We start from the raw sequence: 24,665 nt of genomic DNA on the forward strand, positions 1-24,665 counted from the left end.
GTTTAAGCAAAGTAACTTTAGGTAACAAGTACAACAACAATGCATTGCTAACCTACTGATTAGTCGTGAGTAAACCGTAATTTACTCAACAACCGACAACGCTAAATAGATAATCTCCTCATCAATTAAACTGTTGAGAGCAATTATGCGTACCTTGTCTGTGTTACTACTGTTTAGCGTCTCTTTTTTAGCGGCGGCCAATGGTTCAAAAGGCCAGCAGTTTGAAGATCTGTCCAAATCAGTATCCCCCTATAACCAAAGACCTCTTTACCAAGGTGTAGGTACGCTAGATAACTACCAAGATATGAAAAAATACTTGTCGGTAAATCATGGTTTAGATTATCAAATTCAAATTGCGCCAATAGGCCAAACCCACGGGCACGGCAATAACTATCTTGATAACGAGACAGACTTAATCATTCAAAAGCGCTTTTGGGAAAACCCAAATGGATACGGGAAATTAGTGTTTGCCGGAGTGATGGTAAACATGCTGAATAATACTGATACTCGTAAATTTGCCGATGATGTTGGCCTTGGCCCAAGCCAACCCAACGGCGGCATGACCGGATCAGATCAAAACATTACAGCCATTAATGGGTTGTGGTGGGAGCATAGCCTGTTAAACCGTCAGCTCACATATCGGCTAGGCCATCTTTATACCACCCGACTTTGGGCCACCAACAAATACCTTAGTGACGACCGTAGTACTTTTATGGCCTCCCCTTTCTCCCACCAAGGCTTAAGTTGGACCACTGGACAACGCGCCTTAGGCGCTACATTGTCAGTGCAGAATGATTGGGCCTATGCGCAAGTGGGCTTTAACGATGCCAAGCCCAACGGTAAAGACATTGATTTTCGCAGCTTCAGCGATGGCAAAATGGTGCGTCATATAGAGCTAGGCCTTACGCCGCAGTTCAACTTTGGAGGGGGTGAGTTTAAAGTAAGTGTCGCAGACATTGATGATACTTCTAGCCCTCAAACCTCTGCTAATGACTTAGAGGCGAATCGCGCTGGGCAAACCCTATCCATTAGCGTCAGTCAAGACTTTGGCAATGTGGGAGTATTTGCTCGCTATAATCGCTCTTATCAACGTTACGTTGCTAAAACCAAAGCAGTAGCGGTAGGCGGTATTGTATTTAATGACTTACTGGATAATCAAGACGTACTCGGTATTGGTTACGCCGAAGTAGAACCCATAGACCGTATTCGCAAACAGCACGGCAATGAAAAGTCGATAGAGATTTATTACGATTTTAAAGTCACCAATCGCCTCAGTATCGCGCCGGATATTCAGCACTACTTCACTAAATCGGCTACCAGAGGTATCAACACCGCGGGAGATACCATTATCGGTTTGCGATTAAGGTACATGCTGTAACCCAAGATTGTCTATTTGTTTCTAGACTAAACAAAAAGCAACTTGGCGCGATCCGCTATAAGCGTGTCACCTTTGGAAAAGATTTTGGCTTCATCAGCTAATAATATAGCCACATCAAATCCAAACACGCTTGATAGGAACACAACATGACCATCCAGAACAACCAAAACAATGTCGCTTTAATCACCGGGGCATCTAAGGGAATTGGTAAAGAATTAGCCCATATTCACGCAGCCAAAGGTGGCGATTTAGTACTAGTTGCTCGCAATAAACAAAGCCTAGACCTTCTCAAGGCAGAACTAGAAAACCAATACAAAGTATCTGTTACGGTGATTGCACTAGACTTATCTCTAGCGGATTCAGCTCAGCAGGTGTTTGAGCAGACCGAGCAACTAGGTATTGAAGTTGACGTTCTGATTAACAATGCCGGTTTTGGTGGTCATGGTAAATTCCACGAGCGCGAGTTAAGTGCAGACCAAGCCATGATGCAGTTGAATATGGTGACCTTAAGCAATCTCACTCACTTATACCTGCAAGGCATGGTGGCGCGAAATAGCGGCAAAATCCTAAATGTCTCCTCTACCGCTTCATTTTTGCCGGGGCCATTACAAGCCGTTTACTACGCCACCAAAGCATACGTGACTTCATTTTCTCAAGCCGTTGCCGAAGAAGTGGCAGAGAATAACATTACCATTACTGCCCTTTGTCCTGGCACCGTTGCCACCGGTTTTGTGGAAGCGGGTAACCTTGAAGGCGTAGATGCTTGGAAAAATGCCGCCAGCGCAGAGTCGGTAGCAGAGTGTGGCTATCAAGCGATGGAGAAAGGCGAACTAGTAGCAATTAACCAACGTAGTTTGAGCTTCATGCTAAATTGGATTATTCCGTTTATGCCTCGTAAAACCTTGCTTAAAATATCTCGCCAAGCAATGGAAAAAACTAAGTAATAGAAAACCAAGTAATCAACACTTTGCCTTAGCATACAAAGCGCTAAGGCTTGGCCTTAAAGGGGACATTAATGACAATAAGTTCTAAATACTCTGTTCATGCAGGTTGGCGATTAATGCTAATAGACTTTGGCATTGAGCCCGCTGAGCTGCTGCGCCTTGCCAAGCTAAGGCTTGATTTGTTTGCGACCGACAATATGTAAATTACCGCCGACGAATATTTTCGATTCTGGCAAGCCTTAGATCAAATGGCCGGCGACATAGAGTTACCTTTAAAATTTGCTGAATCATTCAATGTAGAGTGTTTTGACCCACCTATTTTTGCCAGCTTATGTAGCCCAAACTTTAATACTGCACTGGAACGGCTGCAACGTTTTAAACCCTTGATTGCACCGCTTAAACTAGAACTAGCGTTTACCAGTAAAACGACCCGATTAAGCTTAGAGCCATTGCAAGCTAATCAGCAGCTGTCTCGCACTTTTTCAATGACCGAGTTGGTGTTTTTCACCCAACTCTTGCGCACCGCTACGCGCAAACATATTGAACCAATAGCGGTATATTGCCCCATTGCAGTGTCGTCTCCCGAGCGTTACCGCGAGTATTTTGGTGTTGCGGTTAAGCAGTCAGGCTCTCTAGCACTTGAGTTTAGCGCCGAGGATGCAAGTTTGCCTTTTCTTACTGAAAACACCGGCATGTGGAGTATTTTTGAGCCTGAGCTGCAGAAACGCTTATCTAACCTTGAGCGCGATGCCTCTATCCAACAACGCGTGAAAAGTGCACTGTTAGAGCTTATTCCTAGCGCTCAGGTATCAATTGAAAATGTAGCCAGCCAGTTAGCGATGAGTAAACGAACCTTACAACGTAAACTCAGTGCGGAAAACGCCAACTATCAAAACATTCTTAATGATACCCGCCAAGAGTTAGCCGAGTTCTATTTGAGTAAAACCCCTACCTCCACCTCAGAGGTGTCGTTTTTACTGGGCTTTCACGAAACCACATCTTTCTATCGCGCTTTTTCTGGCTGGACAGGCCAATCGCCAGAGCGCTATAGAGAGCAAAACTCTGTGGTAAATACTCACTAATTGTTAGCTCTATACCATGCTTAAATCGCTTTTGGTTGGTTTACAAGCAGCGCCTCTACTATGTAGCGCTGCTCTGCCCCGCCACTAAGTTGATTAAAGGGATAACAAGTTATCAACGTTAAACGATTATCATCACTTGGTGCCATAAATTGAGTATCAGATTGATGAGCAATCTGAGTATTCACCACCTGATACAGTAATACTTCACCATCATTTGCTTCTACTTGTAATAAATCTCCTTTGTTAACTGCAGCCAAGTTGGAAAAATGGGTATCGCGATGACCGGCAATCACGGTGTTTCCCACCTCTCCAATTTTTGCGCCACTAAGCACTAAACCGGGGCCAAAAGCCAAAGTGCGCCCCGACGCTCCTGCCAATACATACACCGAATCGACTTGATGTTTAAAGCCAATGCTTTCTAGTTTGGTCACAAAGCTTAACTTAGCAACAGGATAGGTATCAGCCCAATGCCAAGGTTTATGAGTTTGCTGATCGGCTAGAGTGTTCTGCCAGGCTTGAGCAATTAAAAACTGCGCCAAGTAGGCTTTTGCCTGTATGTACGCGCCGTGTCCAAGCACCAAAATACCGAGGAGGAATAAACTACAAGGCACCGGATGTTTTGCCATAAAGCTAATGCTCATGGTGTTGTCCTTTTTGAATAGTTGGTTTGATTAGCTGAGTAAAAACGAGCATGAATTATCTGTTCATGCTCTTGCTTGAGATGTGTTAGTGAACCACTTGGTTTTCATTACTGAGTGTTGTTTTGCGCCAACCAAGGCCCAACGCAAGGAGTAGCAACAAGTAACCAATGAGAATGTTTAACCGACTTGAAGTCGAGGTTTGCGGCAATATTCCACCAGCTTGCCAGCCTAACGGCATACCGCCATCTATTTGTTTATTAATAGCATCAAGCGACAAAGGCTTAGCGGGTGTTAAATCTACCGCCACTAAACTGGTTTGCGAGCTCACCAAATGATATTTAAGCGCCAGCGCTAAGACTTGTTTCTCTACCCGCTCTTGGTTGAGCGAGCTTTTGCTTAACTCTAAGGCAGATATGTATTGGCGGGCCCACAATAAATCTAAACCGGCTGCTGATTGGTTAGCTTGTAAATTTAAACTACGTTGCCAAAATTGCTCACCTATATTGCCGCTCACCACTAGCTGTTGTTGAGAGTGGCTAGGCATTTTAATGCTCACCATTAACGGTTGACCAAGGTACAAATCTGGAATGTTTGCCGGCCAATATTCAGGCACAGTGCCGTCACTGAAACTCAATTGCACATCGCTCACCACTGGGTGAGAAATTTGCTTAAATAAAGTCGTCACCTTTTGTTTCACTTCATTTTGTTTGCCTATGTAGGTAAAAGTACCTTTACCTAACTCGGCAGCACGCTGCATAAAGTGTGAATTAGGCGCAGAGCCGATACCAATGGTAAACAAGCGATTATTGCCTAGTTTGTTAGTGATTAACTCAAACAAGGCAGACTCGTTACTCACTGCTCCGTCGGTGATAAAAATCACCTGGCGAAGTCGCTTGAGCTCTTCCTGCTCACGGTTAACATCTTTTAACGCCGCTTGTAAGGCCCCGAACATTTCAGTCCCACCATTGGCTTGCAGCTGGTTAACAAAACCACGTGCTTGTTTTATATTTTTGCTGCTGGCAGGTACCGATTGAGGCAAAAAATGCCGATAGTTTGAGTTAAATTCAATAAGGTTAAAATAATCATGCTCGGCTAATCCGCGTAATGCTTCGAGTAAGGCTTCACGAGCTTGAGCCATAGATTCTCCAGACATCGACCCAGAGGTATCAATAACCAGAATAAGCTCCCGCGGTAGGTCAATAATGTCTTCAGCGTTCCCTTGCGGCGGCATTAACATGAGCAAAGCGTAGTCATCTTTAGCTGGCAACGCTGATGTTTGATGGCTCAGTCCAGTTTGCTTGTATACCGCCGCTTCAGGACGAGAGCCAATAACAGGTTTCCACTTCAACAAGAAATCACGATTTGCATCGGTATTCAGCAATCTAATATCGATGCTGCCATCGCTAAGAACTTGCTTAGACACTGGGTGATAAACACTTTGCAAGCTATCTAACTCAAAGCCTGTACTTAAAGAAATGTGTAAACTCGCCTTAAGCGGACTGGTTGATTCACTTTGGCTATATTGGCGAACGCTATGTTGCATTAGCTGCATCATGTGCTCAAAATTGCTGTTGCCATTCACCGTTTGATACGGCTCTTCCATTAAAGCAGCCAACGACAACGCTTGCGAGTTATCATCCGCCAGGGTTCTTCGCGCTTGGTCTTTGAAAATTTGCGGGGTATAGCGAGGATTGACCACCATAGGGAAGCGCAAACTAAACTCGCCATCTTGATAAGCCAACTGTTGCTGATAGCTTATTTTCACCTGCAAGCTTTCATTGGGGCCAAGATTAGCCACTGCCGTGGTAAAAATATTCGGCCTTAGTTGTTCTACTAAGCTGGCTCGCTTACCTTCTTGTTTAGCGGTATCAAAAGTACGTTTGGCTTGTTTTTTCTCTTGAATCTCCCCTTCTATTTCGCGGTCTCCCACAATTAAATGCATTTGGTCTACGGCAGCATCATTAGGTAACGGAAACATGTAGCGGCCATTAATCCAATCTTGAGTATTATTTTCAAATGTTTGAATAAGCGTCACTCTGTTGGTCATACCTGATACTGTCATTTCTACCTTGGTATGTAGCGGTAGTCGCTGTTGACGCTGGCCGTTGCTGTCTATAAACACCAAACTGCCTTGGCTTAGCTCCTGCCCGCTTTCCCTGTTGTCACTGGGCACTGCCGCTTGGCTGGGCGACGCAAAGGCCGCCCACAACACAATAATAGCGCCGCCAAAGGAGACGCTGTGACAAAAACCGCTGGCTAATCGAATGACATCTATTTTCATTAGGCTATCTCCCTTAGCTGTGTTGTTATTGCGCTGCTAACATGCCACGTTCAGACATCAGCTTTAGGGTGACGCGGCGGTCAAAGAAATTGTTCTCTAAATTGGCCTCTGCTTGAAGCGGCGCGGTATCACCAAAGGCTTGAGAATATAATCGCGATTCAGCAATGCCTTGATTAACTAAATAGGCTCTTACTTCAGCTAAGCGCTGTTCCGATAAAGCTTGGTTGTAACTTGAATCCCCTTGGCGATCGGCATAGCCGGTTAAATCTAGCTTTAAATCTGGTGCCAGAGACATGGCATAAACTACGTCGTCGAGTTGCTGTTTAAAGTGAGGCTCGATTAACGAAGAGCCGGTTTTAAACTGCACGTTTAAACCAATCGCAAGCTCCTCAAGTTTTTGCTGTTGCGCCATTTTTAGCTGCTCTAATTGGCTATTCACTCGAGCGTGCTGCTGAGTAAGAGACTCCAGCTGCTCACTGCGCTTAGCTAATACCTCAATTTCATCTTGCTGCTGGTGTAGTTGCTGCGTTTGAGCCGCTAACTCTTGTTCGTCGGCAACCGATTTGCCAATCCAGGTGCCAGTGAAGCCACCAATAAACGCACCTACTGGGCCGCCAACTATGGCGCCAATGGCAGCTCCAGTACCAAACCCAACCATCTCACTTTTGCCGCTACGTGGTGAAGATGACTCAGTGACCTCGTTGGCAACTGATACAGTTGATAGGCTTAGGCTGCTAATAATGGCTAGGGCAACTAGATGCTTTTTCATGGAGTATTTCCTTCTCAATGGATAATTATGGTTTTGTTGTTAGCTTGGTCTGTCCAAGCTGTTTCGATGGCTTAATTAAACACTGTTGAAATGGCATTAGCGGGCGCTAAAAATGGCAGTTCGCTTATCAAATGTGGCAACAAAATGGCAATTGCGCTGAAGCCACCAAAGCGTGATAAAAATAATGTATAGTCTATGCAAGTCAGCAGCTTAGAACGTAAGTAAAACCATGAAACGAATTGCCATCGTAGAAGACGAAGCGGCCATCCGCGAAAACTACAAAGATGTATTACAGCAACAAGGATATAGCGTACAGGCCTACGCTAATCGCCCTAGTGCACTCTCCGCTTTTAATACTCGCCTGCCCGACTTGGCCATCATTGATATAGGTTTAGAAGATGAGATAGATGGCGGTTTTTCGTTGTGCCAATCACTGCGCGCTATGTCGAGTACCCTGCCGATTATTTTTCTGACCGCACGCGACAGCGATTTCGATACCGTTTGTGGCCTTAGATTAGGCGCCGACGATTACTTAACAAAAGATATAAGTTTTCCGCATTTAGTGGCTCGCATTGCCGCATTGTTTCGTCGCTCAGAATTACTCGGCGCAGCCCCTTTAGAAGACAACTTACTAGAGCGAGGCCCTTTGGCTATTGATGGCAACCGCATGCAAGTGCTGTGGAACCAACAAACTATAGAGTTAACCGTGACCGAGTTTTGGATGGTACATGCACTGGCTAAGCGTCCCGGCCATGTTCGAAGCCGACAAGAACTAATGACCGAGGCGAAAATCTTTGTCGACGACAGCACGATTACCTCTCACGTAAAACGTATTCGTAAAAAGTTTCTAGCCATAGATCCAAACTTTGAGTGCATTGATACGGTGTATGGTATGGGTTATCGATGGGATAGCGTGGCCTAATGCTACCAGTACTGCCAATTGGCCTACGCGCCAAAGTCACCATTCTTTCGCTATTTTTATTGTGCTTGCCTTGGTTGGGTTATCAATACGTGTGGGAAATGGAAAAATACCTGCGCTTAGGCCAAGAAAAAACCTTAGAAGGTACTACGCAAGCCTTAGCTACCGCCTTGCACGAACGCCCAACGTTGTTTAATAGCCAGGCCAGCTTTTTAAGCCAAGTACAAAAAGGCCGTGATTTATACGCCTACCCGCTTTCTGGTCCGATTCAACTCGATGGCAAACTAAACGACTGGCACGAATATCAACACCGCATGTTGCGCTATGGCGACGAGCATGTGATTTATCAAGCCGATCCCGATGCCCCCTTGCAAAGCGAATTTACGCATATGGTGGGTAAATTTGGTAGCTATTTATATGCCTACTTTGAAGTGACCGATCAAGATGTGGTTTACCGCGGCAAAAATACCCTACGCGTAGACAACAATGACCACCTTGCCATCGCGACGCTTGCACCCGATGGCGAGTTTAGGCGCTATGTTGTGGCAACAACAGAAGATGGCTGGATAAATGCCTTTGAATTGCCCTTAGACCCCAGCTTAAACACCCCTGTAAAACCCGAGGTAAAAATTCAAGGTCAATGGTTAAAAACCAATAAAGGCTACAACATTGAACTGCGAATTCCACTGAGTATGGTTGGCAGTAAACTGGGCTTTTCGATTTACGATGTAAACCGCACACCGAAGCGAGAGTTAGTGTCTATTGTGGGTACGTCGGCCATTGATACCGTTGACCAATTGGGTACTGTACTTGTTCCCTCACCTGAGATAGAAAGCATCATCAAAGGGATGAGCCATAACAGCTCACGCATTTGGGTAGTAGATAAACACGGCCGAGTATTGGCTAAATCAGGTGATATTCGCAGTACCCAAAGTATTTGGGCTCGCAGCCTGAGCCGCGATAACAACGATGATTGGTGGAGCCGCTTTACCACCGAGTATTTACACCCACTGTATTATAAAATTCTGACTAAACCACCACAGGATTTTGTCGATTCCCTGCAAGACTCCACTGAGCTAGAAGGCAGCCACATTCAGCAAGCGCTTACCGGTAAACCCGGCTCAACGTGGCGTTTAACACCCGACGGGCGTGCCGTGGTGTTAGCTGCTGCCAGCCCGATATGGATTGACGATAAGGTGATGGGCGTAGTGGTAGCGGAAGAGACTACTAACGGTATTCGCACTTTGCGTAACCGCGCGCTAGAGCGCTTATTCAATATCATTCTGCTAGTGATGGGGGTTGGCACGCTGTCACTTTTTTTGTTTGCATCGAGCATTTCTAGCCGAATTAGAAAGCTACGCGACCAAGCTGAAAAAGCCATTGATAGCCAAGGGCGAGTAACCGCCACGCTGCCCGGTTCTAAAGACCGCGATGAAATTGGCGACCTATCACGCAGCTTCGCTAATATTGTTAGCCGTTTAAGCCAATACACACATTACCTAGAAAACATGTCTTCGCGCTTATCTCATGAGCTTCGCACCCCAGTTGCAGTAGTGCGCTCTTCGCTAGAACACCTGAGTTTACAAACACTGGATCAAGATACTCAAAAATACGTAGATAGAGCCCAAGAAGGGGTGAATCGCTTAAACATGATCCTCAATAACATGAGTGAGGCCACTCGTCTTGAGCAAAGTTTATCGCAAGCAGAAACCAGTCATTTTCCGCTATCTAAAGTTGTAGCCGGCTGCATGCAAGGCTATCAATATACTTATCCTGAACAGGCTTTTGATTGCGATATTACGCCCAACACCTTAAACATCGTTGGTGTGCCAGAATACATTGCCCAGCTTATGGATAAGCTCGTCGCCAATGCTATGGAGTTCAGCCTGCCAGACAAACCCATCAAGGTGAGCTTCCAACAGGATAACAAAGATGCGGTACTACTGATTAGCAACCACGGTCCGACTCTGCCGGATAATATGGTAGAGCAAATCTTTGAATCAATGGTGTCAATTCGCAGCCAACAAGCCCAGCAAAAACCCCACTTAGGTTTAGGGTTGTATATTGCACGTTTAATTACTGAGTTTCATGGCGGCCACATTAGTGCCCGCAATTTTACCGACAATAGTGGTGTGGAGTTTTGTGTTCGCTTACCTCTAGAGCAATAAGCCTAAACACAAGGTAGCGCACATTTAGCACAATTGTCGTGAGTAACGCTGCTCACTTTCTATACTTAAGCTAATCCATATTAGTTGAGTTGAGATATGCGGCGTTTTCTTTTAGTGCTTTGTTTGTATTGGGTATGCGGGCAAAGTTACGCAGAGTTACCCAAGCTCAGCTACCTCAGCGAAGATGCCTACCCCATCAATTACCGAGATAACAACGGCCAAGCAAGTGGGTTTTCGGTTGAGCTACTCAAGCTGATTTGGCAACAATTGGGTGAACCTGAGCACAGCGTAAAAATAATGCCTTGGGATAGAGCCTATTACTTACTCGGGCAAAAACCCAATACAGTGTTGTTTGCTACGGTACATACACCAAAACGTGCCCCTTACTTTAAATGGGTATGTGCTATCGATAACGTAAATATAGTTCTGATGGGCGATAACAAGCGTCATCCAAAGCTCTCCTCATTCAAACAACTCAACCACTTGAAAATTGGCGTATTACGCGCAGACGTAGGAGAACAAATTTTGCTAAACAATGGCATTGAAGACGAAAACCTAATGTTTAGCGACAGCTATCGCCATTTAATTAAGTTGTTGTTAGCTAAGCGGGTTGATTTTATCGCTGGCTCAGAGCAAACCATTAGGCACGCGGCCAAACAAAACAATTACTCATTAAAACACTACGAAGTAAGCTGGGTACTTCAAGAGCAAGAACTTTGCTACGCCTTTAATAATGCTGTCGACGACGCAGTTATTGGGCAGTTTCAGCACGCCTTAGAGGAGGTAAAGCAAAGTAGCGCGTTTAAGCAAATACTCACGCGCTACCAGCAACAAAAACTCAACCATTGAGCTAGTTGGCTTTAGTCGACACACTTTTAATAAGAGTAATAACCGACATAACCACACCGCCAGCAACAATGCCTAACAAGGCATTGTAAGCAATGGGAGCGAACGCCCCCATAATTGGAGACATTGCGCCTAAACTGCCAGCCCAGTGTTGAACATGATGAGTCCAATCAGCAAACACAGGGATGCCATGGCTTAAAATACCGCCCCCCACTAAAAACATTGCGGCGGTACCCACTACGACTAAAAACTTCATGAGAATGGGCGCAAAACCTAGCAAACCTTTACCCAATGTTTGTTGCAGTTGGCCGCCGTTATTTTGCTTGGCATGCTCAAGCAAATATAAGCCAGCGTCATCTAGCTTTACAATGCCTGCCACTAAACCATAAACACCAATGGTCATCGCAAAAGCAATACCCGATACCACAAGTATCTGGGTTAGCAGCGCGGCCTCGTTCACTGTCCCTAATGCAATAACGATAATCTCGGCAGATAAAATAAAATCGGTACGAATGGCACCTTTAATTTTGTCCTTTTCAAAAGCCACTAAATCCACAGTGTCATCGGAGTTGGCTTGTAAGCGCTGGTGTTTGTTTTGTTGTTCATTATCAGTATGAGGAAATAACGCATGAAAAACTTTTTCAAAGCCTTCAAAGCATAAAAATAAACCGCCTACAATCAACAATATGCTAATTGCCACTGGCAGAAAAACGCTTAAGGCTAACGCACTTGGCACCAAGATTAATTTATTAGCAAAAGAGCCTTTAGCGACCGCCCACACCACCGGTAATTCGCGGTCAGCTTTAACCCCCGACACCTGCTGAGCGTTAAGCGCTAAATCGTCACCCAACACTCCTGCGGTTTTCTTTGCCGCAACTTTAGTCATTAGCGCAACGTCATCTAACACAGCTGCAATGTCATCAAGCAATGCGATTAAACTTAAACCCGCCATCCTAATCCTTGGAATCGGTGAAAAAGAACTATCCTAACCAAAGCTTTGCAGAGCGACCAGTGCTAATTAAAGATAATTTAATCAATTAGATTAATTGCTTGGGTCGTACCAGCTAAGCTTTTGTTGAGTGTTGTATCAAGGTCACGCTTTAAGGATTGAGAGAGCTTTGTGTGGCTAAATATCGTTATCGGAGTTCGATTTTTGTGCTCATAGTGCTAGCATCAATACAACAAGGAAAGCAGTAATCACCTGGTTTTTTGAGAGTACAAGTTCTCAAAAATCATTGTTAGGCAGGGAGCCATTTTGCGAGCGATTTCTCTATATTGGAAGTGTCTATTCTTTGGCTTGCTAAGCCTCAATATGTTTAGTGCGAATGCACAAGCAAACAATAATGTATTAGTGGTTCATTCCTATCACAACGAACACTTTTGGACCGGTTACTTAAAACAGGGCCTAGACAGCTCATTCAAAGATGATGGCAATACTCGCTTGTTTCATGAATACATGGATGCCAAACGTTATCCCAACAGTGATTTCAGGCTAAGCTTTTTAGGCTACCTAGAGACTAAATACGCCAATACTCCTTTAGATGTGATCGTGATTTCTGATGACCCTGCCTTCAATCTTATTAGAAATAATAGAAAGCAATTTTTTAGCACGGTACCAATTGTATATTTGGGTATAAACCGCGTAACAGAACAAGTACTGAACGCACCTAATATGACAGGGGTATTTGAAAATCGAGACATTGCTAACACTATCATTAGTATTAAACAGCAAACTGGCCAAAATGAATTGGTGCTGGTAATAGATCCTAGCTCAACCGGTTTAGCTAATTTAGTCAAAGCAAAAACTGTGATAGGAAAACCAGGTGCACCCAGTAAAATTCACATTATCGAAACCTTAGCCGAGGATGAAATTGTTGATGTGTTCGCCAATATCAACAGCAACATTCCAGTATTGCTGCTAGGCCAACTAACTAGTCCAGCGCGAAACAATGCATTATTAAGCTGGAACGAAGGCACCCAACAATTAGCAACCTGGACTAACAACCCTATTTATACTCTTGCTATTACAACGCTATCACACGGAGCGGTAGGCGCAGATGAACTAGACGGTAGACAACATGCTATGCGCGCAGCCGAATTAGCTAAGCGCATTTTAGCCGGTGAGTCGGTTGATGACATAGAGCCAATTACCCTTGCCCAAAGCCAATGGATATTTAATTGGGAGAAACTACAAGAATATAATTACTCCGAAAAATCTTTACCTAAAGACGCAAAGATCATCAATAAGGAAGAAACCTTTTACCAAAAATACAAATTAATGGTGAGATTGGTGGTCTCGGCTTTTGTAGTGTCTTTACTGATAATTATTTTATTGATGGAAATCATTCGCAGAGGCAGCATTACTCGACAACTACTAGCAGAAAATGAATCCCGTTATCGTGATTTGGCGAAGGCTGGAGCAAACATTTTTTGGGAAACCGATACAGAACAACGCTTTAGTTACCTGTCTGGTGATACTCGACCACTTTATGCAGCAGATGCAACACAGCTAATTGGTAAAACCTTATCTGAAATTTGCCGTTCCAAGCCCGAATTAAGCTTCCCTTGGCTTGAATATGAAAACGCGGTCGCCTATACCCAACCTTTAAATAACCTAACCTTTAAAGTTAAGTTACCCAGTAAAGATATAAAGATATTTCTGCTCAATGGTAAGCCTATCTTCGATGGCAGCAATAACTATATTGGTTATCGCGGGATCAGCAAAGAAATTACCGCTGAGCACCTATTGAGTCAAAAGCTCGCCTATCAAGCAACTTATGATTCCCTCACCGGTTTAATTAACCGCGCCAGCTTTAATGAGCAACTCAAGGCTTATGCCCAGCGGCATCAAGAAGAAAGCAAAAATTGTTACTTATGTTTCCTAGATTTAGACCGCTTTAAATTGGTAAACGATACTGCAGGGCATTTAATTGGTGATGCTATGTTGGCCGAAGTAGCCACGGTAATTAGCCAATGCATAAACAAACAAGATCTTATAGGGCGCTTGGGTGGCGACGAATTTGGCATTATTTTAGTCAGTAAAAGCCAAGCAGAAGCGCAAGCCTTATGTGAGCGCATTATTGCTCAAGTAAACGCGTATCGCTTCCATTGGAATAAACGCTTATTCAACGTGGGGGTTAGCATTGGCATGGTGCCGATTACTGGCGCGTTAAATGAAACCGAATTGCTCAGCAAAGCTGATTTATCTTGTTACAGAGCCAAAGAAGAAGGCCGTGGCCGGGTATATATTGCAGATTTGGATAATGATGATTTGTTCGATGAAGCTAAACAAATGGGCTACATCGCAAACGTAGCTCAGGCTATAGAGCAAAACCAGTTTTATTTAGTGAAGCAAGTGATTGCCCCACTTGATAAAAACTCCGATTCAAAACACTACGAAATGCTAATTCGTTACCGTGATGAACACGGCAACATCATTCCACCTAACTTGTTTATACCTGCGGCAGAAAAACACAGTGTAATCACCATTATCGACCAATGGGTGCTTGAAACAGTGTTTAAGCGCTACCACCAATATTTCCCTGATGGCAATACAGTAGTGTCGATCAATTTATCTGGAATTAGTTTAAGCAACGATGAGTTTGTAAATAAAGTCGTTGAATTGGTTAAACACTCTTCCATAAACCCCAAAAACATTTGCTTTGAAATTACCGAAACTGCCGCCATTTCTCAACTCACTAGAGCCTTGGAATTTATGCGGGAAATGAAGGCCTTAGGGATCCGCTTTGCCTTAGATGACTTTGGCAGTGGTGCTTCGTCCTTTGGTTATTTAAAAAGCTTACCGGTAGATTATTTGAAAATTGACGGTAGCTTGATCATTAACATTGTTAGCGAAGCCACCGACCGAGCCATTGTAGAATCAATTAACGCTATTGCTCACATGATGAATATGAAAACCGTGGCTGAGTTTGTTGAAAACCAAGAAATTCAAAATGTATTAGCAGGGATTGGGGTGGATTATGTGCAAGGTTATGGCATAGGAAAACCGCAACCTTGCGATCCAATAAACTAAATAAGCGAGCCATTAGCTCGCTTTAGTTTCTGCTCTAGGTTCAATCATGTTCAATAAACGGCTAATTAAACAGCCCATCACCAAAACTCACACTAAAGTCTCGGCACCACACACTAATCCCGCCGAGAGCATCCAGTTGACTGGCGCTGGCCAGATTTAAGCTCAAACTATCGTTATTATAAATTGGCCCATTAATAGTACTGCCAATGTTAAAACCGCCTACATTGTAATTGCTGGTTGGTGCGCCATAAAACAGTACGTCAGGGCCACCACCATCATAATTAAACGCAGTAACCTCTAGTGTACAATTATCAACAATTTCTACTCGGCCACTGACGCCATGCGCTTTAGTATCTAAAATTGCTACTTGGCCAACTTTTGGGTGGTCGGCAGCATTACAATTGTAGGTTTGGCTAAGATTAATGCTTTCAACATAACTCGCGATATCGGCTAAATCAGCGTTGCCCAGCCTCTGCTCACTCCAAAATGGCATATTCCCTTCGACCAAATTTGTAAAGTAGGCGCTATTCGATGGCCCCGAAGTACGTACTTTAGTCGCCACTTGCGCCGCGCTTAAACCAGAGCCATGTAAACTATTGGCTAAGTGACTACCGCTTGCATTATCGCCATGACAAGTAGCACAGGTTTGATTAAACAGTTGTTCGCCATTGTTTGAATCAGCCCCGCTAAAATCACTAATAGCCGCCACTTGATTAAAACTGACTTCATCAGCAACCGAAGCATCACTAAAGCTTTGCAAGTATTGCTGTAATGCGCTCCACTGCTCGCTAGTATCGCTATAGGCATTGGCATCCATCCAATCTACCCTACAGTTGTTTACAGCATCAATTAACTCACTAAAGCTGCCGTTATAGAAGGCATTGCGATTTACTACATTACGTAATGAGTGAGCCGGACGATGCAATTGCTGGTCATCCAAGCCTTGGCTATCTTCGTCAATGGCATGACAAGTACTACAAGTAAACTGATTGCCTCCAGCGTCAGTTTGAGTAAACAACTGCTGACCAGTTAAAGACTGAGCTGGAGCATCACTTCCCCCCCCGCCACCGCAGGCGACCAGTATTAGGCTTATAGATATCACCGTTAGCGAATGAATTTTAGGTAAAAATGGATTAAACATCGGCAGTCCTTTGCTCAGCTTTTTGTTTTAACGTTGTTATTAAACGCTAACAAAGGCTTCTGCAAGCAACAAGCTCAGAACGCAAATGTTATCAAATTGTGATAACTACAAATAAAAAAGCCACCCTAGGAGGGCGGCTTTTTATCAAAATCATTCGATTTACAGCTGAGCATTAAATCTCGCTAAGCCAGCCTCTAAATCGGCGATAAGATCTGCGGTGTCTTCTAGGCCAATATGAACACGGATTAAGGTGCCGCTCGCTTGCCACTGAGTGGCAGTGCGAAGCTTATCAACGCCATTAACTCCCATTATTAGGCTTTCATATCCACCCCAAGAATAGCCCATCTTAAAGTGTTCCATTCCATCAAGTAATGCCGTTAAGGCTGCTTGATTGCCTCCTTTCATAACAAAAGAAAACAAACCACAAGCACCCTGAAAATCACGCTTGAAAAACTCGTTCCCTGGGCAACTTGCTAATGCCGGATGGCGAACGTGATCAACATCGTCACGGGTAGCCAGCCAATTGGCTACTTCTGAGGCATTTTTCTCATGCTGGGCTAAACGAACACCTAAGGTGCGCATGCCGCGCATGGCTAAGTAAACATCATCAGGCGAAGTGCACTGCCCTAATAAATAAGAATTCTCTCTAAGTTGGTCCCAACAGCGCTTATTAGCAACAGCTGTACCTAGCATTACGTCAGAATGACCCACTATGTATTTGGTAGCCGCTTGAATAGAGATATCAATATCAAAATCAAAAGGACTAAAGTTAAGTGGTGATGCCCACGTATTATCGAGCATCACCACAATATCTTGCTCTGCGGCGCGCGCTGCTGCCACTATTGCAGGTGAATCTTGCACCTCCATAGTGAGAGAACCAGGAGATTCTAAAAAGATGACTTTGGTATTGGTTTGAATAAGCGCACTAATACCAGCACCAATCAAGGGATCGTAATAGGTGGTTTCAATACCGTAGCGAGTTAGCAACTTCTCGCATAAATCTCGTGTGGGTTCATAAGCAGTATCCACCATCAGCAGGTGGTCACCATGTTGTAAAAACGACAACAATGCACCACTTATCGCAGCCGTTCCACAAGGGTAAAGCGCACAGCCTTCTCCACCTTCAATCTCTACCATTGCTTCTTGAAAAGCAAAATGAGTTTGAGTGCCTCTACGCCCATAAAAAAGGGTTTTATCGTGACGTTTAGCGGTTGCTTGTTTCATCTCTTTAACGCTGTTGAACACAACCGTAGAACCGCGAGAAACCGGCGGATTTACAAGGCCTTGAGTCCATTTGTTATCGCGTCCAGCACTGACAATTTTGGTTGATTTTTTCATCATAAACACATCCGAGTAGCAGCAACAAAAAACCAGCCCGTAGGCTGGTTATTAAGGGTATTGGCAATTAAACGCGAGGGGCTTTGTTTAACTCATCAACCACCATATCGCCAAAGGCGTCAGTGTCGATAAGTTTAGCATCTTCGCCTTTTGCCAAGTCTGGCGTGCCGTAACCATTGGCAAATACCGACTTCATTGCATGCCAAAGATTTTTAGCTTCTTGCTCCATCCCAAAGCTCATTTCTAGCATTAATGCTACTGAACCAATCATTGAGTAAGGGTTAGCAATGTTTTTGCCCGCAATGTCTGGAGCACTGCCATGAGATGGCTCGTAGTAAGACTTTTCAGGGCCCATACACGCTGAAGGCATAAGGCCTAACGAACCTAAAATACCGCCGCCTTGGTCACTTAAAATGTCACCAAACATGTTTTCCATCACCATGGTGTCAAACATACCAGGGTTTAAACATAGGTAGGTGGCTGCTGCATCTACCAAGATGTGCTTAACTTCTACATCTGGATAATCAACGGCAACTTCTTCTAAAATTTCATTCCATAGTACGCTTGATTTCAATACGTTACTTTTATGGATATTGTGCATTACTTTTTTACGGCGTTGCGCAGTTTCAAAACCAACTTTTAGAATGTCGCGAATTTGGCCTTCGTCATACTCAAGCACTTCACGCACGTAACGCTGACCATTTTCGTCTTTGCCCACTTCTTTCTCGCCAAAGTACAAACCACCCACTAACTCACGAATGATCATGATATCGATACCTTCACCAATCACTTCTTGTTTAAGAGGTGAAAAGTGAGCGAGCTCTTTTGGAAGGTAAACAGGGCGGAAGTTTGCGTAGGTATTGTAACGACGACGAAGCGGTAGCAAAGCGCCACGCTCTGGCTGTTCGTCTACTGGGATTTTCTTTGAGTCTTCGTGATTTAAGCCAATGGTGCCTTTAAGAATGGCATCAGCTTCATCACAAATTTTGATGGTTTCAGCAGGGAAAGATTTACCCGTTTCAAAGTAGGCAACCGCACCAAACAAGGCTTCGTTAAGTTCAAATGCTACTTCTGGGTTACGCGCTTCAACCGCTTTAAGTACTTTGACCGCTTGCTTCATTACTTCAGGACCGATGCCGTCGCCGGCCAATAAGGCGATCTTATAGTTCTTCATTGTGTTTGCGTCTCCATTGCATTAGTTTATTTTTTTGATTGCCGCATCATAGCAAAACCAGCGCAAGGGTAAACCACAGATCGAGCTTTTCAACTGCGAATCTGGCGAAACTAGTTATCTAAATCAGTTTTGTTACGAATATTATGTTCACGAAGTTTATTGGCAATTGCGGTATGCGAAAGACCCAGTTTTTTGGCCAGCAGTCGTGAGCTTGGGTGCTGTGGATAATGATAACTCAGTAAAAGGTGCTCAAACTCGCCCATTGCTGAGTGGTAGTCTTGCTGTAACAAGCTCTCTATACTGACGTTATCCACGACTTTTTCATGATGATACTTAATATCACTCACTTGCCAGCGCTTTAAGCTGCCTACTTCTAAAGAGTCTTGTAATACTTGATATAACTGCGGAATATTGCCCGGCCAACTCAAGGAACTCAAGTAACGCTTTACCTCGCGCCCTAATGGAGGAGACACTTCTTGATGCTTAGCTGATTGGAAATCTAGCCAAGACTGCGCCAAGGGCACAATGTCTTCTTTACGTTGTCGTAATGGAGGCACACTAATACTGTTTTTGATGATCGAATAATAATAATCGCCCCCCCACAACGCGGCTAATTGCTCTGGGCTATAGCGGCTTGAAAACAACAAGTGTTTTATACCGAGCTGCGGCGCAGTGAGTGAACTGACTGCGTCTTCTATCTCATTACTTTTCAAACGTTCAATATTAGTGAGCAGAACTGTATTAGGTTGCTCGGCGGCAATTTCAGCCAACTGTTCAGAGAGACTGTATTCTTGGCTATGGCAACTAACAGAATAAAAACGTTCGTCGCTGCCCATGGAAAGCTCATTAAGTAAGCGCGCTAAAAAGCGTTTACCAACGCCTGCTTCACCAAACAATAAGGTGGGCATAGGGTGGTCAACTAAACGTTTTAAACTATTGAGAACATTATTGGTTTCGTCACTGCTGGCCACTAAGCGGCCTTCGCTAATGCCTAATTCAATTTGGGATAAATCAAAGCTAGCTTCTAACCAGTGCGCTGACTTAAACAGCATAATAGCGCCAGGAAGATGTGAGAATAATGCGGTTTCTGAGAGAGGGATAATGTCGGCCATATAAACCCGACCGCTAAGCTGAATCTCTACTAATTCGCGTTTCCCTGAGCCACTGCCAAACCAGCGCTGCACACTAAAGCCTCGCAAAAACTTACTAATATCGCTATTAGATAAAGGCTGTTGGGTATCTCCACAAGATTGTTCAAAGGCTTGATTGAATTGACGAATTTGACCAAGTTTGTCGATAAGCACTACCGGATACGGCACGTTATCGAGCAGAATTTGTACTTCTTTATGCTCTACTTCTGAAGGTAAGGCCGATACAATTCGAGCATCAGACACACCATTTAAGTAGCGAAACTCACTAAGTAATTGTTGAGTAAGGGGAAGTTCAAGTTCAGTAAGGTGAAGGAATAAATGCCCACTGTCTACACTTTGCATCGCTTGCAGGGCCAAGCCATGTTTAACCAGTACTGCCAATACTGCGCTAAAAACTTGGGTGTTTTGCTCACAGTTTAGCTCTATGCGCATAACGCGCCTGCTTTTAGTTTTAGCGACCGAGACAGTAACTGGAGTGCCTGTAAAAACTCACAGCTGCACCACATACCGCCCTCTCCTACAATCCATACTAAACGCAAAAAACTCTCCTATTGAGCAACTTATTACAGCTCGAATTCTATCGAAGCTTCTTTAGTCTAACCAAAAAAGCCAACATAACCCAAGCGTCATTTAACATTCACTTGAGTTATTTTGAACTGAACAAATTTATTTCACGTTTAACTTATAAGTTTTTGAACTGACTATGAAGTTCAAAATCACGCGCGGTAACCACCTTCTCAACTTTGCGTAAACGTTGCTCAAAACCATCAAATTGATGCTCAAGTTCATTTATAGCTTGGCTTGGCGTTTCCCCTCGTTGCCACACTTTTGATTTAATTGTCACTGATTCGTCACTTTCTTGGTTACTAGGTCGCTTGTCCATAAACAGCCAAGCGGCACCATAGATAATCAGAAACAAACCTAAGTTAGTAATGGCGACAGTAACCGCAATAATGCGAATTAACCAGGTTTCTGCGCCAAGACTATCCGCTAATCCGGCACATACTCCTGCTATCTTTCCTTTACGAGGATCGCGATATAAAGGTTTATCAAACATTAGCGCTCCCTCCAATGCGGTACACTTTCATCCAAAATGCTCTCTAAAGCACGAATCCGAGCAGACATATCTTTGGCGCGTGTAGCGATGGCGTTTAATTGCTCTCGCTCTTGCTCACTAATGCCGTGTTCAACTTGTCGCTTGCTTTTATAGTGCAGAATCAGCCACAAAGGAGCCACAATCGCCATAAATAATATTAACGGTGTTACCAATACAGTAAGCATATGCTCTCCTATTGTTGCTCTAACTTAGCTTTTAACTTACTCAGTTCTTCTGCGATTTCAGCATCAGCGCTCAGCTCAGCAAACTGTTTATTTAAGTCTGGGTTATTACCATCGTTACCCAATACTTCTGCTTTTGCTTCTAGTTGATCAATCTTAGCTTGAAATTGCTCAAATTTTTCACGGGTTTTTAAAGCGCGTTCGTTATCAAGTTGCTGTCTTACTGCATGACGGTTTTTAGCCGTGGTTTGTCTTGCGAGTAAACCAGCTTGACGGTTTCGAGATTCGGTAAGTTTTAACTCAAGCTGTTCTATCTCTTGTTGTAACTGTAGCAAGCTATCGTCTACTAAGCTGAGCTCGTGTTGCTGGATCTTAATAGACTCCTGAATGTGCTTTTTCTCTACCAAAGCTAAACGTGCTAAATCTTCACGCTCACGACTAAGCGCTAACTCAGCTTTCCCCTGCCAATCATCAGCTTGTTGCTCTAAGATTTGGATTTTGCGAATCAGCTGCTTTTTATCGGCAAGTACCTTGGCCGTGCTGGCGCGCACCTCAACTAAAGTATCTTCCATTTCTTGAATGATTAAGCGCAACATTTTTTGTGGGTCTTCCGCCTTGTCTAACATGGCACTGATGTTGGCGTTAATGATGTCAGCTAAACGAGTGAACATTCCCATGGTATTTCCCCTTACGACTAAAAGTTAAACCGTTAATCATTACGGCTAAGTGTTATGGATTGACTAACTAGCTATAACAACTCTTGTGCCAATTATGTAAGCTCATGATATTTATAAATTTAGATGAAAAGTGACAAATTACCCGGCCAAAGTTATAGTTAAATTAACCAAAAGTTAGTCTATATAGCCAATGAATAGCCCAAGTTTACTAGGTAATGCTCCCAGCTTTTTAGAAGTACTTGATAAAGTGTCTTTGCTTGCCCCACTTAACCGCCCAGTGTTAGTCATTGGCGAACGAGGGACCGGTAAGGAGCTAATTGCAGCGCGTTTACACTATTTGTCTGAGCGCTGGGACAAGCACTACCTAAGCCTAAACTGCGCTAGTTTAAATCCCAATTTGATTGAGTCTGAACTATTTGGTCATCAAGCTGGCGCATTTACCGGTGCGGCTCAGCAACGTATCGGGCGTTTTGAGCAAGCAGATAAAGGGAGCTTGTTTTTAGATGAGCTCGCCAACATGCCTTCTGAGGTGCAAGAAAAATTATTACGCACCATTGAATACAATCAAATCGAACGTCTTGGAAGTAATAAAACCATAGATGTTGATGTACGCTTAATTTGTGCAACTAACCAAGACCTTCCCAGTTTGGTCACCCAAGGTAAGTTTAGAGCCGACCTGTTAGACCGTTTATCTTTTGCGGTGATTACCCTGCCGCCACTACGTCATAGAGCCGAAGACATTTGTTTGTTAGCCGAACACTTCGCTCAAAAAATTGCCCACGAACTTAACTTAAACAATCGAGTTAGTTTCACTACACCGGTTAAACAACAACTCGAAGCCTACTCCTGGCCAGGTAATATTCGCGAGTTAAAAAATGTAATAGAGCGCGCTGTAGTTGAAAATAGCAATGCTAAGGGGCAAGTAGAGGCGATTAACGTTGACCCTTTTGCTTCACCTTGGCGCCCAGTTGCAGAGCCAAACAATGAAAGCCAAGTTGTCCATTCGCACTTAGGTTTTACGCAGCAAGTCGCTGAGTTTGAAAAAAAACTTATTATCGATACCTTAGAAAAACACCTTTATAAACAAACCCTTTGCGCTCAAGCCTTAGAGATCAGCTACCATCAACTAAGGGGTTTGATCAAGAAACATCAAATTAATACCCAAGGCTAAGTCCATCATTGGTTGAGATAAACAGATGGTTAATGTTAAATTATCAAGCAGTTATCAGGATATCAGCCTCACATGAATGCATTCTCATTCGGCACAATGATGTGTCTAAGTTTTTTGCTGCTTGGTTGTGAACAGCAACAAGATGTAAAAAAACTCGGCTTGGTGTATTGCACCGAGACCGCTCCGCACACATTTAACCCTCAGTTAGAAAGTTCTATGAATGCTATTGCGGTGACTTCTCGGCATTTATACGACCGCCTAATTGAAGTCGACCCTATCACTCAGCAACTGGTAGGTGGTGTGGCGAACAATTGGCACATTAGTGAAGACCGCTTACATTATCGCTTCGACTTACGCCAAGGTATTCATTTTCATAAAACCGATTACTTCTCTCCAAGCCGTAATTTAAATGCTGACGATGTAATGCTTAGCTTTGAGCGAATTTTAAACCCTGAGCACCCGCTTTATATTTTAGCCAATGGCGATTATCCATTTTTCAATAACATTGGCTTTGGCAACAATATCCAATCCTTAAACAAGCTATCTAATAGCAGCATCGAATTTGTACTAAAAAAACCTGACGCTGCTTTTTTGGCAAATCTGGCCAGCGATTACGCGGTTATTTTGTCCGCAGAGTATGCTCAACAGCTGAATGACAAAAATCAGCTAGGTTTACTCGATCAGCAACCGATAGGTAGCGGCCCATTTTATTACGCCAGCCAACGTAAAGATCACTTTATTCGTTACTACCGCCATTGGCTGCATTGGCGTGGCGCTCCACCTATGCAGCAGTTGGTGTTTGATATTACTCCTACGTCTTCTATTCGTTTGGCCAAATTACTGACAGGCCAATGCGATATAATGGCTCAACCAGCAGCCAATCAATTAGAAGTGCTTAAAGAACGAGATGACTTATTGGTGTCGATTCAGGCAGGATTAAATGTCTCTTATTTGGCCTTTAATACTCAAAAACCACCGTTTGCCGATGTGCGCGTTCGGCGCAATGTAGCAGGCTTAATCAACAAACAACGAATTGTAGATTCCGTTTACTTGAATACCGCTGAAATTGCCGATGGAATGTTATCCGCTTCCTCTTGGGCCTATCGCCACCAAGCTCGCTCACCAGAGCAAGATTTTTTGGTATATCCCTATATCGAGAAAGCCAAACAACAACCGATTGAATTGTGGGTACTCAATGAAGCGAAAAGTTATAATCCACAGCCCCACAAAACCGCTGAACTAATACGTAATGATTTGGTGAAAGATGGTTACCAAGTAAACGTTAGATTATTTGATTGGGAAGTGCTTCGCCGTTACTTACTGGCTCCAAGTGTTAACTACGATATGCTGCTCGTGGGTTGGTCTACCGATAATAGCGACCCCGATGATTTTTTCCGTCAACAATTTGCTTGTGAAGCGGTAGAACAAGGTTACAACTATAGCCGTTGGTGTAATGGGCACTTCGAACAGCTGCTCGATGCTGCCACCACCTCACCGCGATTAGCCGACCGCGTGAGAAGTTACTATAAAATTCAAGAAATTATTGAGCAAGATGTGCCCGTACTTCCCTTAACCCATGCGCTTAAAATGTACTCGTATAATAACAGTGTCAGTGGCATTACATGGAATCCATACGGAGGCGTTTCTTTTAGCAGCGCCTATAGGAAGTAAGCC

At 43.9% G+C, this 24,665-nt stretch carries 21 protein-coding genes; 10 read left to right on the forward strand and 11 right to left on the reverse strand.

Annotated elements, in window-relative coordinates:
* The first annotated feature begins 145 nt into the window (after positions 1 to 145).
* The 4 genes from Q4549_RS07970 (at position 146) to Q4549_RS07985 (ending at position 3,404) form a co-directional block, all read left to right on the forward strand.
* Positions 146 to 1,378: a carbohydrate porin gene (locus tag Q4549_RS07970; protein WP_303550810.1), complete on the forward strand. Its 1,233-nt coding sequence runs from the start codon at positions 146 to 148 to the stop codon at positions 1,376 to 1,378.
* Between the two features lie 146 nt (positions 1,379 to 1,524).
* The gene (locus Q4549_RS07975; protein WP_303550807.1) at positions 1,525 to 2,322 is read left to right on the forward strand and encodes an SDR family oxidoreductase; all 798 of its coding nucleotides are present in this window, start codon (positions 1,525 to 1,527) and stop codon (positions 2,320 to 2,322) included.
* A 71-nt stretch (positions 2,323 to 2,393) separates the two neighbouring features.
* Positions 2,394 to 2,525, forward strand: a complete 132-nt coding sequence (locus tag Q4549_RS07980; protein WP_303550804.1) for a hypothetical protein — start codon at positions 2,394 to 2,396, stop codon at positions 2,523 to 2,525.
* Positions 2,526 to 3,404 carry an AraC family transcriptional regulator gene (locus Q4549_RS07985; RefSeq protein ID WP_303551285.1) on the forward strand — a complete coding sequence of 293 codons (879 nt, stop codon included), beginning with the start codon at positions 2,526 to 2,528 and terminating at the stop codon, positions 3,402 to 3,404.
* A 20-nt stretch (positions 3,405 to 3,424) separates the two neighbouring features.
* Here the strand turns inward: Q4549_RS07985 and Q4549_RS07990 are convergent, their stop codons facing one another.
* From Q4549_RS07990 to pdsO, 3 genes are all read right to left on the reverse strand, one after another.
* Positions 3,425 to 4,045, reverse strand: a complete 621-nt coding sequence (locus Q4549_RS07990) for a class GN sortase (RefSeq protein WP_303550801.1) — start codon at positions 4,043 to 4,045, stop codon at positions 3,425 to 3,427.
* Positions 4,046 to 4,130: 85 nt separating this feature from the next.
* The gene (locus Q4549_RS07995) at positions 4,131 to 6,326 is read right to left on the reverse strand and encodes a marine proteobacterial sortase target protein (RefSeq protein ID WP_303550798.1); all 2,196 of its coding nucleotides are present in this window, start codon (positions 6,324 to 6,326) and stop codon (positions 4,131 to 4,133) included.
* Positions 6,327 to 6,351: 25 nt separating this feature from the next.
* Positions 6,352 to 7,095: a sortase-associated OmpA-like protein PdsO gene (gene pdsO / locus Q4549_RS08000; protein WP_303550797.1), complete on the reverse strand. Its 744-nt coding sequence runs from the start codon at positions 7,093 to 7,095 to the stop codon at positions 6,352 to 6,354.
* Positions 7,096 to 7,324: 229 nt separating this feature from the next.
* Between pdsO and pdsR the strand changes: the two genes are divergently transcribed.
* From pdsR to Q4549_RS08015, 3 genes are all read left to right on the forward strand, one after another.
* Positions 7,325 to 8,017: a proteobacterial dedicated sortase system response regulator gene (gene pdsR / locus Q4549_RS08005; protein WP_137675424.1), complete on the forward strand. Its 693-nt coding sequence runs from the start codon at positions 7,325 to 7,327 to the stop codon at positions 8,015 to 8,017.
* Positions 8,017 to 10,182, forward strand: a complete 2,166-nt coding sequence (gene pdsS, locus Q4549_RS08010) for a proteobacterial dedicated sortase system histidine kinase (RefSeq protein ID WP_303550794.1) — start codon at positions 8,017 to 8,019, stop codon at positions 10,180 to 10,182. The genes pdsR and pdsS overlap by 1 nt, the downstream gene beginning before the upstream one ends.
* 96 nt (positions 10,183 to 10,278) lie before the next feature.
* The gene (locus Q4549_RS08015) at positions 10,279 to 11,031 is read left to right on the forward strand and encodes an ABC transporter substrate-binding protein (protein ID WP_303550791.1); all 753 of its coding nucleotides are present in this window, start codon (positions 10,279 to 10,281) and stop codon (positions 11,029 to 11,031) included.
* Position 11,032: 1 nt separating this feature from the next.
* Here the strand turns inward: Q4549_RS08015 and Q4549_RS08020 are convergent, their stop codons facing one another.
* Positions 11,033 to 11,980, reverse strand: coding sequence for a DUF808 domain-containing protein (locus Q4549_RS08020; protein WP_303550788.1), 948 nt, complete (start codon positions 11,978 to 11,980; stop codon positions 11,033 to 11,035).
* A gap of 303 nt (positions 11,981 to 12,283) precedes the next feature.
* On the opposite strand from Q4549_RS08020, the gene Q4549_RS08025 reads away from it, so the two are divergent.
* The gene (locus Q4549_RS08025; RefSeq protein WP_303550785.1) at positions 12,284 to 15,061 is read left to right on the forward strand and encodes an EAL domain-containing protein; all 2,778 of its coding nucleotides are present in this window, start codon (positions 12,284 to 12,286) and stop codon (positions 15,059 to 15,061) included.
* A gap of 61 nt (positions 15,062 to 15,122) precedes the next feature.
* On the opposite strand, the gene Q4549_RS08030 is transcribed toward Q4549_RS08025, so the two are convergent.
* The 7 genes from Q4549_RS08030 to pspA all read right to left on the reverse strand — a co-directional run bounded on the left by Q4549_RS08030 (position 15,123) and on the right by pspA (position 21,820).
* Complete coding sequence (locus Q4549_RS08030; protein ID WP_303550782.1) at positions 15,123 to 16,202, reverse strand: DM13 domain-containing protein; 1,080 nt, start codon at positions 16,200 to 16,202, stop codon at positions 15,123 to 15,125.
* Positions 16,203 to 16,361: 159 nt separating this feature from the next.
* The gene (locus Q4549_RS08035; protein WP_303551282.1) at positions 16,362 to 17,540 is read right to left on the reverse strand and encodes a cystathionine beta-lyase; all 1,179 of its coding nucleotides are present in this window, start codon (positions 17,538 to 17,540) and stop codon (positions 16,362 to 16,364) included.
* Between the two features lie 67 nt (positions 17,541 to 17,607).
* On the reverse strand, positions 17,608 to 18,714 hold the full coding sequence (gene leuB / locus Q4549_RS08040; RefSeq protein ID WP_303512756.1) for a 3-isopropylmalate dehydrogenase: 1,107 nt from the start codon (positions 18,712 to 18,714) through the stop codon (positions 17,608 to 17,610).
* A 110-nt stretch (positions 18,715 to 18,824) separates the two neighbouring features.
* Positions 18,825 to 20,297 carry a TyrR/PhhR family helix-turn-helix DNA-binding protein gene (locus Q4549_RS08045; RefSeq protein ID WP_137675231.1) on the reverse strand — a complete coding sequence of 491 codons (1,473 nt, stop codon included), beginning with the start codon at positions 20,295 to 20,297 and terminating at the stop codon, positions 18,825 to 18,827.
* 250 nt (positions 20,298 to 20,547) lie between these two features.
* Positions 20,548 to 20,922, reverse strand: coding sequence for an envelope stress response membrane protein PspC (pspC, locus tag Q4549_RS08050; RefSeq protein WP_303550779.1), 375 nt, complete (start codon positions 20,920 to 20,922; stop codon positions 20,548 to 20,550).
* The gene (gene pspB / locus Q4549_RS08055) at positions 20,922 to 21,146 is read right to left on the reverse strand and encodes an envelope stress response membrane protein PspB (RefSeq protein WP_303512750.1); all 225 of its coding nucleotides are present in this window, start codon (positions 21,144 to 21,146) and stop codon (positions 20,922 to 20,924) included. Before pspB ends, pspC begins: the two co-directional genes overlap by 1 nt.
* An 8-nt stretch (positions 21,147 to 21,154) precedes the next feature.
* The gene (gene pspA, locus Q4549_RS08060) at positions 21,155 to 21,820 is read right to left on the reverse strand and encodes a phage shock protein PspA (protein WP_303512747.1); all 666 of its coding nucleotides are present in this window, start codon (positions 21,818 to 21,820) and stop codon (positions 21,155 to 21,157) included.
* Positions 21,821 to 22,010: 190 nt separating this feature from the next.
* Here pspA and pspF point away from each other — a divergent pair, with 190 nt between their 5' ends.
* Both pspF and Q4549_RS08070 read left to right on the forward strand, forming a co-directional pair.
* Positions 22,011 to 22,991 (forward strand): phage shock protein operon transcriptional activator, encoded by a 981-nt coding sequence (pspF, locus tag Q4549_RS08065; protein ID WP_303550776.1) that lies wholly within the window; start codon positions 22,011 to 22,013, stop codon positions 22,989 to 22,991.
* A 72-nt stretch (positions 22,992 to 23,063) separates the two neighbouring features.
* Complete coding sequence (locus Q4549_RS08070; protein ID WP_303550774.1) at positions 23,064 to 24,662, forward strand: ABC transporter substrate-binding protein; 1,599 nt, start codon at positions 23,064 to 23,066, stop codon at positions 24,660 to 24,662.
* Positions 24,663 to 24,665: the final 3 nt, after the last annotated feature.

It is taken from the genome of Agarivorans sp. 2_MG-2023 (assembly GCF_030548085.1).
Classification (GTDB): domain Bacteria; phylum Pseudomonadota; class Gammaproteobacteria; order Enterobacterales; family Celerinatantimonadaceae; genus Agarivorans.